Source organism: Agromyces cerinus (assembly GCF_016907835.1).
Taxonomy (GTDB): domain Bacteria; phylum Actinomycetota; class Actinomycetes; order Actinomycetales; family Microbacteriaceae; genus Agromyces; species Agromyces nitratus.
This window is the reverse complement of record NZ_JAFBCT010000001.1, coordinates 225,256-240,299: the sequence shown is the minus strand read 5'-3', so window position 1 is coordinate 240,299 and position 15,044 is coordinate 225,256. Positions and strand designations below refer to the sequence as shown.

Sequence of the window (15,044 nt, the reverse complement as noted above, 5' to 3'; positions counted from 1 at the left end):
CCCGGCGTAGAATTTCGCGCATGAGCAATCTCGAACGTGATCCGGTCGAGCTGCTCTGCCCCGCCGAAGAGCCCGCCGGGCCCGCAGTGCAGGTGCTGTCGGCGCGCGACGTGCCGCTCGGCGGCCCGCGGGCGATGAACGTGCGGCGCACCCTCCCCCAGCGCGGGCGCACGACCATCGGCGCCTGGTGCTTCGCGGACCACTACGGTCCCGACGAGGTGCAGCTGACGGCCGGCATGGTCGTGCCGCCGCACCCGCACACCGGGCTCCAGACGGTCAGCTGGCTCTTCGAGGGCGAGATCGAGCATCGAGACTCCGCCGGCAGCCACGCCATGGTGCGACCCGGCGCGGTCAACCTCATGACGGCGGGTCGCGGCATCTCGCACTCCGAGGTCTCGACCCCCGGGACGACCCGGTTGCACGGCGTGCAGCTCTGGGTGGCGCTGCCCGACGCCTCCCGCCACGTCGGCCCGTTCTTCGAGCACGCCGAGACGCTTCCGGTCGGCATCGGCGACGCGACGGTGCGGGTGTTCGTCGGATCGCTGGCGGGCGGCGCGGCGCCCGACGCATCCGTCACCGTCTTCTCACCCCTGCTCGGCGCGCAGATCGACCTGCCGCCCTTCGGCACGGTCGAACTCGAGCTCGACCCCGCGTTCGAGCACGGCGTGCTCGTCGATGCCGGCCCGGTCGAGATCAGTGCCTCGGATGCCCCGCCCAGCGTCACCGCGAACGACCACGCGTCGAACGGCACCGTGTCGACCACGGCCGCGTGGAGCGAGCTCGCCTACCTCGAGGCCGGGCGCAGCAGCATCCGCCTCTCGGCCGAGGCGCAGCCGGTGCGGGTGATCCTGCTCGGCGGCGTGCCGTTCGGCGAAGAACTCGTCATGTGGTGGAACTTCATCGGCCGCGACCACGACGAGATCGTCGAGTTCCGCCGGCAGTGGCAGGCCGACGTCATCGGCCGCGACAACCCCGACGGGCGCTTCGGCACCGTCGAGGGATACGATGGCGCAGCGCTGCCGGCGCCCGAGCTGCCGACCGTGCGCCTGAAGCCCCGCAAGTAGCACGTCAGACAGGGTCGTCGGCAGCGGCGAAGCGTCGCTATTGCAGCGCCGACGAGAGCCGTGCGAGATTGTCGAGCACGGTCGAGCGCAGCGGCTGCTTCATCCACTCGTCGAGGGTCAGTTCGCGGCTGTGCCGGCGGTAGCCGTCTTCGACCGCACGCATCTCGCGCACGAACGACGCTCCGCGCACGAGGAGCGAGATCTCCATGTTGAGCTCGAACGAGCGGATGTCCATGTTGCTCGAGCCGATCACGGCGACGTCGTCGTCGATCGTGAAGTGCTTGGAGTGCAGGATGTACGGCGCCTGGTACATGTAGATCTTCACGCCGGCGCGAAGTAGTGCCTCGTAGTACGAACGCTGCGCGTGATAGACGAGCGCCTGGTCGCCGATCTCAGAGACGAAGAGCTCGACGTGGATGCCGCGCTGGGTGGCGCCGCTGATCGCGCGCAGCATCGCCTCGTCGGGCACGAAGTACGGACTCGTGAGGATGATCCGCTCTTCAGCCGCGTAGAGCAGTGCGAGGAAGAGCTTGAGGTTGTTCTCGTTCGGGTACCCCGGGCCGCTCGGCACCACCTGGCAGTCGAGGTCTTGGGCCTCGCCGGGCTGGTCGAGCGATTCGGAGAGATCGCGCACCGGCTCCTCGCCGGTCTCGAGGTACCAGTCGGTGGCGAAGATCGCATCGAGGCCGGCCACGATCGGCCCCTCGACGCGCGCCACGAGTTCCTTCCATTTCAGACCGCGGCGGATGTTTCCGCGCTTGTTGTAGCTGCGGTCGATGATGTTCTGCGAACCCATGAAGCCGACCTCGCCGTCGACGACGAGGATCTTGCGGTGGTTGCGGAGGTCGGGCCGCTGGTACTTGCCCTTGAGCGGCTGCACGGGCAGCATGAGCTGCCACCGCACGCCCATCGCGGTGAGTCGCTTGAGCGTCTTGCGGTAGCCCTTCACGCGAAGGGAGGCGACGTGGTCGAGCATGAGCCGAACGTCGACCCCGCGGGAGACCGCCTCACCGAGAGCGTCGAAGAACGGCGCGGTGGTGGAGTCGAGTGCGAGGATGTAGAACTCGACGTGCACGTAGCGCTTGGCCTCCCGCACCGCGTCGGTCATCGCGTCGAGCGAGCCTTGATAGTCGCCGATGAGGCTCGCGCTGTTGGAGCCGATGAGCGGCATCGACCCGAGATTGCGGTTCAGCCGCACGACACCCTCGAACCACCCGGGCCAGTGGCCGGGGTCGCTGACCCGCTCGACACCGTGCGTCGATTCGCGGATGTAGCGGTCGACCTCGGCCTGCTTCTCACGCCGATGCTTCGGCAGCTTGGGATTGCCGATGAGCAGGAAGAAGAACACTCCGATGAACGGCAGGAAGAAGATCGCGAGCAGCCACGCCATGCCGGCGGTCGGGCGACGGTTGCGCGGCACCACGATGATCGCCGTGACGCGGATGATCAGGTCGATGACGACGATGACCCCGGCGAAGGAGAGCGCCGCCTGCTCCGCGGTCATTCCGGTCAGGCTGCCGGTCGGTTCTCGGCGAGCTTGGCCCGCTCCTCCGCCTCGACGCGGGAGTACGCCTTGCGCTCGTTGCGGTCGGCGTGGATGACCGCACGCATCACGAACCAGAAGATGAGCCCGATGAGCACGGTCGGCGCGAGCGACCAGATCGCATTCGCCCAGAATTCGTTCATAGTGACTCCAGACTACGTGGGAATTCTGGGAAGCGGGACAGCACGCGAGGGCATCCGTCGGCCGCACGAGGACGCCTCGCGATCGAGCGAAGACCCGGTCTCTCGACCGGGCCTTCACTCGGGGACACCGCCGGGCCCGAACGTCACGCTCGGCCCCGACGGGATCGTCGCCCCGCGACTACTCCGCGATCTGACGCTTGCGTCGGAGGAGGAACAGCAGGCCGCCACCCAGCAGCAGGAGGAGGGCGACGCCCCCGCCTGCTGCGAGGTTGACACCGGTCACCGGCATCGGCGGGCGCAGCGTGTTCGTGATCGCACAGGCGACCTCGTCACCGGGCATGACCTCGAAGTCCGCTGCGTCGATCGCGACGGCATCGCCGCCGGCGACCGACTCGACCGTGCAGCTCAGGCTGCCGGCCTCCCAGCCGCTCGGCACGTTCGTCTCGGCGATCGCGTAGCTGGCGCCGGGCAGGACGCCCTCGAACTCGACCGAACCCGTGCCGTCGACGGTGGTGACCGAGTCGGAGATCGCCTCGCCGCCGTCCTTCGGGGTGAGGGTGAATGCGAAGGTGCCATCCCCGCCCTCGGCGGACTTCGTGACCGTGATCGTGCCGGGCAGGGCCTCATTGTCGGCCGAGCAATCGAGCACGAGGCCGGGCCTGGCGAGGAACTGGTAGCCGTCGGCCTCGGGGTCGAGGTCGTCGAGCGGTCCGCCCTCGGGGACATCCGCGATGCAGGTGATGTCGCCGTTGACCCAACCGGGCGTCGCCGCCTCGGTGATGGTGTACTCGAGGCCCGGGAGGAGGTCGCTCCAACCGATGGTCGGTGCTTCGTTCGTCGCGGTCTGGGTGTCGCTCTCGCTGTCGGGACCGGGCGTGATCGTGAAGTCGAACGACCAGGCCGCGCCATCGGCGAGGCCGGTGACCGTCTTCGTGAGCACGACCTCGGCGGGGATCGCCGTGTTCAGCGCGGTGCACTCGAGCGCGAGCCCGGGAGTCACGGTGAACTGGAAGCCGTCGGCCTCGCCTTCGTCTTCAAGGCCCGTGCAGACGATGTCGTCAGCGGTCCAGCCGAAGGGCAGCTCACCCTCGATCAGGGTGTACTGCTCGCCGACGGTGAGGTCGCCCCACACCGTGGTCGCCGAGTCGGGCAGTGCCGAGCTGTCGACCGTCTGCGTCACCGGGGCTCCATCGGGCTCCTGGGTCAGCGTGAAGTCGAAGCTCCAGTCGTAGCCGTCGGCCACGCCGTCGACCGACTTCGTGAGGCTCACCGAGCCGGGCGCCGCGACGTTCGTGAACACGCAGGTCACGACTTCGCCGGGTGCGAGCTCGATCGTCGTGCCGTCACCCTCGCGCGTGCCGCAGTCGATGTCGTCGAGCGTCCAGTGCTCGGGCACCGTCTCGACGACGGTGTACGTGCCGGGCACGATCAGTCCGGAGTCCCAGGGGTTCTCCTCATCGTCGCTGGCGTCGTTCAGGGTGAACTCCACGGGTGCATCACCACCGCCGAAGACGAAGTCGAAGCCCTGGTCGTAGTCGGCCGGAACCGTGTCCTTGTCGACGAGGATCCTGCCGCGCTCGGTGTTCGTGTACGTGCACTCCACGGTCTCGCCCGCAGAGAGTTCGATCGCAGCCGACCAGTCGGTCTCGTCGGTCGTCGTGTCCTCCGTCGGGTCGTCGCAGACGAGGTTCGTCGTGTCGAAGGGCAGCGTCTGCGGCTCCGTCACGTCGTAGGAGCCCGGCTCGAGGTTCTCGAAGGTCTCGGTGCCGGTGCCTTCTGCATCGGTCGTGATGGTGAAGTCGCCCAGCGTCTCGCTCGTGAAGCCGAACTCGGCGGACTGAGCGGGGTCGACCACCTTGTGGATGATGATCGTGCCGCCCTGGGTGTTCTCGAACAGGCAGGAGACCGTTTCGCCGGCGATCGTCGTGACGGTGGCACCGCCCTCGATGTCCACCTGATCGGTGTCGCAGGTGACATCGGTCAGGGTCCAGCCGTCGGGCACGGTCTCGATGATGTCGACCGAAGACGCGGGTGCGAACTGGAAGCTCTCGGTCTGTCCGTCGGACAGGTCGAACTCCGCTCCGTCGATCGTGAAGTCGAAGAGCTCGGGCGAACCGTCGGGCAGCGTCTGCTTCTCGACCTCGACGAACGAGGTGGCGTTGGTGATCACGCACGACGTGGTCTCACCCGTGACGACGGGGAAGGTGTCCTCGGGGTCGGTGAGGGTGTACTCGACGCCGTCGACGGTGCAGACCGTCGAGACGTGCGCCCACGGCGCCCCTTCGGGGATCGTCTCGGTGAGGGTGTAGTCGTCACCCGGCTCGACCTCGGTGTCGAGGTCGGTCTCGCCGATCTGCAGCAAGCCGTCGAGCTCGGCGGAGACGAGCCCTGCGATGTCGTACTCGAACACCGTGGGGTCGTCGGTGGCGAGGTCGTTGAGGGATTCCTTGGTCACCTCGAGCGCACCACAGGTGGACGGCGGCGTCACGGTGAGGGGGTCGACATAGCCCTTGAGGTTGCCGGCGGCGTTGCCACCGGTGATCGAACGCATGTACACCGTGGCGAGGTCGGTGACCGGCGGGCAGCCCGGGGCGACATCGGCGAGCTCGGTGAGGTCGAGGCCGACCTCGAAGAAGCTGCCCTGCTCACCGTCGATGTCGATGATGCCGACGGCGCTCGCGAACCCGGTCGTGTCGGTCGTGCAGTCACCCGGATCCGTGTTCACGTTGTCGGGGTAGTCGGCCTGGTCGTCGTAGGGGCAGAGCTGACCCAGCACCGGGTCGTCGCCGCCGTTCATGTTGATGTAGGCGACGATGCCGCCTTCATCATGGAGGGGCTGCGGCGCCCCGTCGTCCGCGACGTTGACGCCGGCGAAGGAGAGGTCGATCGCATACTTGCCGGTGCCGCTCTCACCGGTGCGCTCCCACGCCACGTAGAGGTAGTAGTGCCCGTCAGCGCCGACCTGCGCGTACGAGTACACGGCCTTGAAGTCGGCCTTGTCAGGCGTGCTTCCCGCCGAACTCCACGTCGACGGGTCGTCGACATCCTTCGAAGAAGCACTGTACGTGCCACCCTGCGTGGTGCTGTCGAAATCCACGTTGTCCCAGTCGAGCACCCCAGGTGGACAGTTGACTGGTTTGTCACCGTCGATCTCGAACCCGCCCAGGTCGCAGTCCTCAGCCGCGTACGCGGGAGCGGCGACCGCGAACGGCGTCAATAGTCCGGCGAGCAGTGCTCCGGAAGCGAGCAGCGCCGTGCGCTGGCGTCGTGAAAACACGTTGAACCCCTCATCATGTGTTCGGATTCGCAGGCACCTCGGGATGCGGTGCTGCGGCCACATGGTCCGGACAGTATCCGAATCGAGGAGTCCTCGAAACGCCCCAAAATGCCGGAACACAGGGCGAGAGCGCTCTCACAATTCGCCGTGTCCCACCATCTGCACCCAATGGGGGACACGCCAGGAATCGTGCCGCGATTGCCGAGCGGAGACGGCCGGATTGAAGGGCATCGCAGGCACGACCACCCGTTCGGGGGTCACGTGCGATTCTTCGATTCGGGGGACACGGTGCCCGTTACCCAATCGTGACGAAACCTCACCCCCCAAACGGGGGGAGGCGGTCGTGATCGACCCGATCCGTTCACGAGATCATCGACGGACTGCACACACATCGGTCCTGCGATCGGGCGACGGCTGCAGACGCCGATGCCGCCGGCACCCCGCGATCACGGGGCGCCGGCGGCATCGCTCCGACGACGCTCAGCCGCCGGCGACGAGGCCCCAGATGCCGGAGACCACGAGGTAGAGACCGATCGCGCCGACGACGAGCCAGATGCCGAGCCGCATGTTCGACGGTCGCTTCGGGTCCTTCTCGGGCTCGAGCTCGTCCTTCGGCAGGTAGTCGTTCATGCGCGGCATCCGCTCTCTCGTCGAATCACTTGACCAGCGGGAAGAGGATCGTCTCGCGGATGCCGAGGCCGGTGAGGGCCATCAGCAGGCGGTCGATGCCCATGCCCATGCCGCCCGACGGCGGCATGCCGAACTCGAGCGCCCGCAGGAACTCCTCGTCGAGGCGCATCGCCTCGGGGTCTCCCCCGGCGGCGAGCTTCGCCTGCTCGACGAAGCGCTCGCGCTGCACGACGGGGTCGACGAGCTCGGAGTAGCCGGTCGCGAGCTCGAAGCCGCGGATGTAGAGGTCCCACTTCTCGACGACGCCCGGGATCGAGCGGTGCTCTCGCACGAGCGGCGAGGTGTCGAGTGGGAAGTCCATGACGAACGTCGGCCGCACGAGGCCCGACTTCACGTGGTGCTCCCACAGCTCCTCGACGTACTTGCCGGGCAGCGGGTGGTCGACCTCGACGCCCGCCTCGTCGGCGAGCTGCTTCAGGCGCGCCATCGGGGTCGACGAGGTGATCGTCTCGCCGATCGCCTCGGACAGCGAGTCGTACATCGAGATGCGCGCCCAGTCGCCGCCGAGATCGAAGTCGGTGCCGTCGGCCCAGGTCACGACGTGCGAGCCGGAGGTCGCGAGCGCGGCGTCTTGGATGAGCTGCTGCGTGAGGTCGGCGATCGTGTTGTAGTCGCCGTACGCCTCGTAGGCCTCGAGCATCGCGAACTCGGGGCTGTGCGTCGAGTCGGCGCCCTCGTTGCGGAAGTTGCGGTTGATCTCGTACACGCGCTCGATGCCGCCGACGACGGCGCGCTTCAGGTAGAGCTCGGGTGCGATGCGCAGGTACAGATCGGTGTCGAACGCGTTGGAGTTCGTCACGAACGGGCGAGCTGATGCCCCGCCGTGCATGACCTGCAGCATCGGCGTCTCGACCTCGATGAAGCCGAGCGAGTCGAAGGTGCGCCGCAGGCTCGCGTTGACCTTCGCGCGGTCGATGACGTTCTTGCGGGCCTGCTCGCGCGAGATCAGGTCGAGGTAGCGGCTGCGCACGCGCATCTCCTCGGACAGCTCGTTGTGCAGGTTCGGCAGCGGCAGGATCGCCTTCGAGGCGATGCGCCACTCCTTCACCATGATCGAGAGCTCGCCGCGACGACTCGTGATGACCTCGCCGGCCACGAACACGTGGTCGCCCAGGTCGACGAGCTCCTTCCACTCGGCGAGCGACTCCTCGCCGACCTCGGCGAGGGAGACCATCGCCTGGATACGGCTGCCGTCACCCGCCTGCAGCGTGGCGAAGCACAGCTTTCCGGTGTTGCGCGAGTGCACGACGCGACCGGCGACGCCGACCTGCTCGCCGCTCGCCTCGTCGACGCCGAGCCCGACGAAGCGGTCGCGCACCTCGGGGATCGTCGCCGTGATCGGCAGGCGCACCGGGTAGGCACCCAAGGCGCGGTCGTCGGATGCCGCGTTCAGCCGCTCGCGCTTGGCGAGACGCACGGCCTTCTGCTCGGAGATCTCCTCGGCAGTGGGCTCGGGCGTGGCATCCGTCTGGTTCTCGGCCATCGTTCTCTCTCGTCATGCCCGCAGTACCGTCTGTACTGCTCAGGTGCGTGCACCAGCCTACTTGGGCGCACCTGACGAGTCAGCCGAGCGTGATGGCGGCGTTGTCGATGAGGCGGGTCGACCCCACGCGGGCGGCGACGAGCACGACAGCCGGGCCGCGCGCATCGTCGGCGACGGGAAGGAACGTCTCGGGGTCGACGACCACGAGGTAGTCGAGCGTGACGTCGTCGTGGTCGCCGAAGGCGGCGGCGCCCTCGGCGAGCACTTCGGCGAGTCCATCGGATGCCGCGGCATCCGCTGCCCTGAGCGCCTCGATCAGCGTGAGTGCTGCGGCACGATGGCCGGGGTCGAGGAAGCGATTGCGGCTCGAGAGGGCGAGCCCGTCGGGCTCGCGCACCGTCGGCACGACCTCGATCGCCGTCGGCACGTCGAGGTCGTCGACCATGCGGCGCACGAGGAAGACCTGCTGCGCGTCCTTCTGGCCGAAGACCGCCACGTCGGGGCCCACGATGTTCAGCAGCTTGCCGACGACGGTCAGCATGCCGTCGAAGTGGCCCGGACGGGAGGCGCCCTCGTAGAGCGAGCCGACCCGGCCTGCCGTCAGCGTCGTGCCGACGGCGCCGTTCGGATACATCTCGGCGGCGGTCGGCGCGAAGACGAACTCCACCCCGAGGCCGGCGAGCGCCTCGACGTCGGCGTCGAGGGTGCGCGGGTAGCGGTCGAGGTCTTCGCCAGGTCCGAACTGCAACGGGTTCACGAAGATCGACACGACGACCACGTCGGCGAGTTCGCGCGCGTGCGCGACGAGTGCCAGGTGGCCGGCGTGCAGGGCGCCCATGGTGGGCACGAGGGCGACGGATGCCCCGGCAGCGCGCCGCTCGGCGAGCAGTTCGCGCAGCTCGTCGATGGTCGGCACGACACGCACGCCCGACGTGGACCCGCTCACGCGCCACCCCCCAGCGGCCAGTCGGAATCGGCCTCGTCGATCGTATCGGCCCCCTCGGCGTACGCACCGCGGTCGTGCCGTGCGAGTGCATTCTCGACGGCGCTGCGCACGAGCGGGGCGAGCACCGCGCCGGGCCTCGCCACCCCGATGCCGTCGAGGATGCCGCTGGCCTGGTCGACGATCGCGCTCGAGAACGAGACGGCCGTGTCGATCGCCTCGCCGTAGGCGGCTCGGTCGCGCTCGGCGACGATGACGGGCTCACCGCCCATCTCGACGACGAGTGCCTGGCCGATCGGCAGCACTGGAGCGGGTGCGGTGACGGCGAACCACGTGCCCGGCAGGCGCGCGAGATCGATGCTCGTGCCGGTGAAGCTCATCGCGGGGTGCACGGCGAGCGGGATGGCCCCTGCGAGGCGTGCGGGGTCGAGCACGCCCGTGCCGAAACGGGCGACGGTGTGCAGCACGAGCTGGCCCGGTTGCCAGGCGCCGGCCTCGGCGAGCCCGGCGACGAGGGGGCCGAGTTCGGCCTCGGGCACGGCGAGCAGCACGAGCTCGCTGCGCTCGATGATCTCGGGGATCGGCAGCACCGGCACCGAGGGCAGCATGGTCGCCGCGCGCTCGCGGCTCTCGTCGGAGACCGCGGCGATGCCGGTGAGGGCGTGCCCTGCTCCGGCGAGGGCCGAGGCGAGCACGGCGCCGACGCGCCCGGCGCCGATGGTGCCGACGCCGAGCCTTCCAGGTCGATCAGCCGACATGTCGGGGCTCCGTCTCGTCGGTGCGGGCAGCGGATGGTCCGGTCGACGGTTCGACCGGAGCAGCGGATGCATCGGTCGACGGTTCGACCGGAGCAGCGGGCGCTTCCGGGGCGACCGCTGCAGCTGCAGGCGAAGCGGGGGCGGATGCCGCGCCCCAGTGGTGCGAGGTGTCGCTCGCCGCACGCTCGATCGCCTCGCGCGCGAGCCGCTCGAAGAGCGCCGTCGCGACGGCACGGTCGGCGACGGGCACCACGGCGCTGACCGGACCGGTCACCGTGTGCAGGCGCAGGGTCGCGAGGTCGAGCCCGCGTTCGATCGGGCCGACCGACAGGGCCACCGACTGCATGCGGGCGAGTGGCACGAGGCTCAGGCTGCGGATGAGGGCGCCTCGTCGGATCACCGCGACACCCGCCGTCTCGGCGAGGCCGATGCGCTTCCACGAGAACGGTCGCAGCCACGCGGCGCGCTTCGGGGTGGCGGAGAACCCGCCGGCGTCGCCGCGACCCACGAGGCCGGCATCGACGAGTGCCTCGACCTCCGTCGCGGCGTCGGGCAGCAGCAGGGCGAGCACCCGGTGCACGTCGGCTGCGGTGCCGACCGGGAGCACGATGGTGCGCTGCGCGGCGTCACCCGAAGAGGAGACCGATTGCCCGGCGACGTTGATGCGCACCGACCACCAGCCGAACGGCCGCCAGAACACCCACTGGGTGGCCTCGACGGCGTGCACCCGGCCCGGTGGGATCGTCTGGTTGCCCGTCGAGAGCAGGCCGTGCCCGATGCGCACGCCGTCGGGAGTGCCGGCGATCGAGTAGCGCAGCGACTTCGTGATGCGCGACCACGTGTAGCTGACGAGACCGATGGCCGCGGGCACGAAGCTGAAGAGCACCCACATCTGGCCGCTCGTGACGCCGATGACGATGACGGCGACGAGGATGATCGCCCAGATCGTCGACCCACCGAGCAGCGTCGAACCGATCACGCGACCGAGCGGCAGGTGCACGACCGACTCGGGCGGTGCGAGGTCGGGGTCGAGCTCGGGGGCGAGGAACTCGTCGACGCGCTGCGTGACGAGCGCCCCGGCACGGGCGGTCACGGGACTGCGCCCTGCCGCCTCGGCGCCCGACTGCGTCGCGGCACCAGCGGCAGCGGCCCCGGCGGTATCGGGCCCGGCCAGGCCGCCGGGAGGCGTTGCCGCGCCCGGTGCGACGGTCGCCGAGGCATCCGCTCGCCCGTCGCCCGCACCGGCGGGAGCGACCGCGCCGTGCGCTCGCTCGGCCCGCGCGCCCGACGCGAGGCGCAGCACGTCGGCGCGCAGCGCGTCGGCGAGGGTGGAACCGAGGTAGGCGAGCTGCACGTTCGCCGACTGCCCGGCGACCGAGATCTCGAGCTTCGCCGTGCCGAAGAGGCGCGCGAAGAGCGGCCGGTTGACGTTGATGCCCTGGATGCGATCGAGGCGTGCACTGCGGTGCGAGCGGAAGAGGATGCCGCTGCGCACCTCGACCGCCTCGTGCGTGACCCGGAACGTGTGCATGCGCCACGACAGCCAGAATCCGATGACGACGGCGACGATGATCGCCCCGAGGGCGAGCAGCGCCCAGCCCACGAGACCGTTCATCACGATGCCGCCGACGGGGTCGTTCGCCCAGTCCTCCTGCCATTCGCCGTACTCGGCGTCGATCGGCCCGCTCGACTCGGGCGCGAAGATCGTCAGGAAGATGTCGATGACCCGCTCGCGCAGGTTCGCGATGATGAAACCGAGCACGGCGATGAACACGAGGCCGCCGCGCAGCAGGGGGCTCGCCGGGTGGAGTCGGTGCCACTCGCCGTCGGCGAGGTTCACCACTCCCTGCGGGCGGGTGACTTCGGTCACAGCCCCGCCCGGCGCGACTCGGCGAGGGCGACGAGCTCGTCGCGGAGGCGATCGGCCTCGGCCATCGGCAGCCCCGGCACGGTGACCGCGCTCGACGCCGCCGCGGTCACGAACTTGAGGTCGGCCAGGCCGAGGGCGCGCGCGACCGGGCCGCGGGTGATGTCGACGAGTTGCATGCGCCCGTAGGGCACCGCCACCTGCCGCTGGAACATGATGCCGCGGCGGAAGAGCAGGTCGTCGGCGCGCAGGCGGTACTGGATCGACCGCACGCGGCGCGGCTCGAGCGCGATGCCGACGAGCGAGACCAGGGCGATCGCGCCCGCGACCCACAGCGCCCACTCCCAGTGGAGCAGGAAGTAGGCCCCGAGGGCGACGCCCACGAAGATGAGCATGCCGATGATCGAGCCGACCACCTCGACGAGCACGTACTTCGGCGAGACCCGCAGCCAGCCGGTGTCGGATGCCTCAGGCAGTTGCGGCTCGTCGTGCACGGTCTCATCGGGCTGGAGGCCGGGCCCCTCAGGCATGCGCGTGCTCTTTCTTCTCGGTGTCGGTGTCGTCGGGCGGCAGGGTGCAGAAGTACTCCGCGATGAGCCCCCCGGCCATGAGCAGGGCCGCGCCGATCGCCGTGGCGACGGCGAGCCAGATCGTCGCGGCCGACGGCACGACGCTGCGCGTCAACAGGAACAGGGTGATGCCGAGGCCGAAGCCGAGCATGAGCGCACCGCTCAGGCTGCAGGCCTTCGCGAGCACGGCGGTGCGCATGGCGCGGAACGGGTCGAGGTGCTTGGTCGCCTTGCCCTTGACGGCACGGCGGATCGGCCAGGCGAACGCCACGACGAGCGCTGCGACCCCCGCGAGGGTGATCGGGAGCGAGAGCGGGGGCACGATCGCCTTCGACCCGTTCGAGACGATCGCGAGGTCGATGAGGTAGCCGGCGACGATGCCCGCGAGCACGAAGGCGACGATGGTGGAGGGGTGCGTGCGCCTCATCGGCGAACCACCTCGTCTGACGCTGCGACACGCAGGGCGGCGATCGGCCCCCGCCCGGCGAGCTCGGCATCCGGGTCGACGTCGAGCCACGGGGCCAGCACGAACGCCCGCTGCCAGGCGCGCGGGTGCGGCAACGTGAGCCGGTCGTCGTCGAGCACGACGCCGTCGACGTCGATGAGGTCGAGGTCGAGCGTGCGGTCGCCCCAGTGCTCGGTGCGCACCCGGCCGTGCTCGAGCTCGATGCGCTGCAGCAGATCGAGCAGTGCGTGCGGCTCGAGTGCGGTCTCGACGACGACGACGCCGTTCAGGTAGCGCGGTGCGTCGAGGTCGACTCCGGCGTCCTTGACGGCCGCGGTCTCGTAGACGGGCGACACCGCGACGAGATCGACTCCGGGTGCTTCGGCGACCTCGCGCACCGCGGCGGCGATCGTCGCCTCACGGTCGCCGAGGTTCGCCCCGAACGCGATGACGGCGCGCGTCATGGCCGGCTCCGCACGATCGTGACCGCGACGTCGCCGAACGGCACGGTGATCGGCGCCTGCGGCTTGTGCACGGTGACCTCGACCTCGTCGACCGCCGGGAAGCCGAGTGCCACTGCTGCGACCCGCTCGGCGACGGTCTCGATGAGGTCGACCGGGTCGCGCTCCACCGCCGCGACGACGGCTTCGGCGAGCTCGCCGTAGTGCACGGTGCGGTCGAGATCATCGGATGCCGCTGCGGCCGCGAGGTCGACGGCGACGGAGACGTCGATCACGAACTCCTGTCCCTCGACGCGCTCGAAGTCGAACACGCCGTGGTGTGCGCGCACGCGAAGCCCCGTGAGGGTGATCTTGTCGCCTCGCCCGCGATCGCGCAGTTCAGTCACGTCGTCCACTCTGCCATGCGCCGAGGACGTCGAGGGCGCGTCGCGTGCCCTGCACGTCGTGCACGCGCACCGCCCAGGCGCCGGCCTGCGCCGAGAGCACGCTGACGACGGCCGTCGGAAGGTCGCGGTCGGTGACGGATGCCGTCTCGGGCAGCATCGCGCCGAGGAATCGTTTGCGCGAGGCGCCGACGAGGATCGGCAGCCCGAGTCCGGCGAGCACGTCGAGACGGCCGAGCAGTTCCCAGTTCTGGTCGCCGCGCTTGGCGAAGCCGAGGCCGGGGTCGAGGATGAGCTTCTCGGGGGCGACCCCGGCCGCCACGAGGGCGTCGACCCGCTGGGCGAGCTCGTCGCGCACCTCGACGGCGACGTCGGTGTAGTCGGCGAGCGAGTCCATGCGGTCGGAATGGCCGCGCCAGTGCATGGCGACGTAGCGTGCACCGGTCTCGGCGGCGATCGAGCCCATCGCCGCATCAGCGAGGCCTGCGGAGACGTCGTTGATGATCTCGGCCCCGGCCTCGACCGCGGCCTGGGCCGTTGCGGCGCGCATCGTGTCGACGCTCACCCGGATGCCGCGGCCCGCGAGCTCCCCGATGACGGGCACGACTCGGCGCAGCTCCTCTTCGGGCGCGACCCGCGCGGCACCCGGTCGGGTCGACTCTCCCCCGACGTCGAGGATGTCGGCGCCGGCGGCGACGAGCTCGAGCCCGTGGGCGATCGCCGCATCGGCGTCGAACCAGCGGCCGCCGTCGCTGAAGGAGTCGGGCGTGACGTTCACCACACCCATGACGAGCGTGCGATCAGGCATTCGTCTGGGCCCCGATGAGCGTGATGATCTCGCTCCGGGCTGCGGGCTCCGAGAGTGCGCCGCGGCTCGCGATCGTCACGGTGGAGCTGCGCTCCTGACGCGAGCCCCGCGTGGTCACGCAGCGGTGCTGGGCATCGAGGACGACGAGCACTCCCTTGGGATCGAGCCCCGCCACGAGGGCGTCGGCGATCTCCTCGGTGAGCCGCTCCTGCAACTGGGGTCGACGGGCGAGCGTGTCGACGACCGCCGGGATGCGGCCGAGCCCGACCACCCGGTCGCCCGGCAGGTAGGCCACGTGCGCCGTGCCGACGAACGGCAGCAGGTGATGCTCGCAGACGGACCGGAACGCGAGGTCGCGGAGCACGACCGCGTCGGACGTCGCCGGCACGCCGGCATCCGTCGCCCCGATCGGAACCGTGTCGGCGAGGTGACTCTGCGGATCGACGTCGAGACCGCCGAAGAAGTCGGCGTAGGCCTCGGCGACGCGTTGCGGCGTGCGCTCGAGCCCCGGTCGCGAAGGGTCTTCACCGATCGCGAGCAGGATCTCGTGAACCGCGCGCTGGATGCGCTCGGCGTCCACTCCGGCCATGGCTTCCCCTCTTCGGGTCGT

The 15,044-nt window shown here is 69.9% G+C and carries 15 protein-coding genes; 1 reads left to right on the top strand and 14 read right to left on the bottom strand.

The features are described 5' to 3' along the window. Window positions 1-20: 20 nt before the first annotated feature. Window positions 21-1,064 carry a pirin family protein gene (locus JOE59_RS01030; RefSeq protein WP_204458574.1) on the top strand — a complete coding sequence of 348 codons (1,044 nt, stop codon included), beginning with the start codon at window positions 21-23 and terminating at the stop codon, window positions 1,062-1,064. 37 nt (window positions 1,065-1,101) lie between these two features. Here JOE59_RS01030 and cls read toward each other — a convergent pair whose 3' ends face one another. The 14 genes from cls to folE all read right to left on the bottom strand — a co-directional run bounded on the left by cls (window position 1,102) and on the right by folE (window position 15,023). Next, the gene (gene cls / locus JOE59_RS01025; protein WP_204458573.1) at window positions 1,102-2,568 is read right to left on the bottom strand and encodes a cardiolipin synthase; all 1,467 of its coding nucleotides are present in this window, start codon (window positions 2,566-2,568) and stop codon (window positions 1,102-1,104) included. Window positions 2,569-2,573: 5 nt separating this feature from the next. Continuing rightward, complete coding sequence (locus JOE59_RS01020) at window positions 2,574-2,750, bottom strand: hypothetical protein (protein ID WP_204458572.1); 177 nt, start codon at window positions 2,748-2,750, stop codon at window positions 2,574-2,576. Between the two features lie 178 nt (window positions 2,751-2,928). After that, window positions 2,929-6,027 (bottom strand): prealbumin-like fold domain-containing protein, encoded by a 3,099-nt coding sequence (locus tag JOE59_RS01015; protein WP_204458571.1) that lies wholly within the window; start codon window positions 6,025-6,027, stop codon window positions 2,929-2,931. Between the two features lie 480 nt (window positions 6,028-6,507). Then, complete coding sequence (locus tag JOE59_RS01010; RefSeq protein WP_159440976.1) at window positions 6,508-6,657, bottom strand: hypothetical protein; 150 nt, start codon at window positions 6,655-6,657, stop codon at window positions 6,508-6,510. Window positions 6,658-6,682: 25 nt separating this feature from the next. Continuing rightward, on the bottom strand, window positions 6,683-8,200 hold the full coding sequence (gene lysS / locus JOE59_RS01005; protein WP_204458570.1) for a lysine--tRNA ligase: 1,518 nt from the start codon (window positions 8,198-8,200) through the stop codon (window positions 6,683-6,685). Window positions 8,201-8,279: 79 nt separating this feature from the next. Then, the gene (gene panC, locus JOE59_RS01000; RefSeq protein WP_204458569.1) at window positions 8,280-9,146 is read right to left on the bottom strand and encodes a pantoate--beta-alanine ligase; all 867 of its coding nucleotides are present in this window, start codon (window positions 9,144-9,146) and stop codon (window positions 8,280-8,282) included. Then, a complete protein-coding gene (locus JOE59_RS00995; protein WP_204458568.1) occupies window positions 9,143-9,901 on the bottom strand; it encodes a Rossmann-like and DUF2520 domain-containing protein in 759 nt (252 codons plus the stop codon). Before JOE59_RS00995 ends, panC begins: the two co-directional genes overlap by 4 nt. Then, the gene (locus tag JOE59_RS00990) at window positions 9,891-11,771 is read right to left on the bottom strand and encodes a PH domain-containing protein (RefSeq protein WP_204458567.1); all 1,881 of its coding nucleotides are present in this window, start codon (window positions 11,769-11,771) and stop codon (window positions 9,891-9,893) included. Before JOE59_RS00990 ends, JOE59_RS00995 begins: the two co-directional genes overlap by 11 nt. Continuing rightward, window positions 11,768-12,298 (bottom strand): PH domain-containing protein, encoded by a 531-nt coding sequence (locus JOE59_RS00985; RefSeq protein WP_204458566.1) that lies wholly within the window; start codon window positions 12,296-12,298, stop codon window positions 11,768-11,770. Before JOE59_RS00985 ends, JOE59_RS00990 begins: the two co-directional genes overlap by 4 nt. Beyond that, complete coding sequence (locus JOE59_RS00980; RefSeq protein WP_204458565.1) at window positions 12,291-12,764, bottom strand: DUF3180 domain-containing protein; 474 nt, start codon at window positions 12,762-12,764, stop codon at window positions 12,291-12,293. The genes JOE59_RS00985 and JOE59_RS00980 overlap by 8 nt, the downstream gene beginning before the upstream one ends. Then, a complete protein-coding gene (gene folK, locus JOE59_RS00975; RefSeq protein ID WP_204458564.1) occupies window positions 12,761-13,246 on the bottom strand; it encodes a 2-amino-4-hydroxy-6-hydroxymethyldihydropteridine diphosphokinase in 486 nt (161 codons plus the stop codon). The genes JOE59_RS00980 and folK overlap by 4 nt, the downstream gene beginning before the upstream one ends. Then, window positions 13,243-13,629 (bottom strand): dihydroneopterin aldolase, encoded by a 387-nt coding sequence (gene folB, locus JOE59_RS00970; protein ID WP_204458563.1) that lies wholly within the window; start codon window positions 13,627-13,629, stop codon window positions 13,243-13,245. The genes folK and folB overlap by 4 nt, the downstream gene beginning before the upstream one ends. Further along, a complete protein-coding gene (gene folP / locus JOE59_RS00965; RefSeq protein ID WP_204458562.1) occupies window positions 13,622-14,434 on the bottom strand; it encodes a dihydropteroate synthase in 813 nt (270 codons plus the stop codon). The genes folB and folP overlap by 8 nt, the downstream gene beginning before the upstream one ends. After that, window positions 14,427-15,023 carry a GTP cyclohydrolase I gene (gene folE / locus JOE59_RS00960; RefSeq protein ID WP_204458561.1) on the bottom strand — a complete coding sequence of 199 codons (597 nt, stop codon included), beginning with the start codon at window positions 15,021-15,023 and terminating at the stop codon, window positions 14,427-14,429. The genes folP and folE overlap by 8 nt, the downstream gene beginning before the upstream one ends. Window positions 15,024-15,044: the final 21 nt, after the last annotated feature.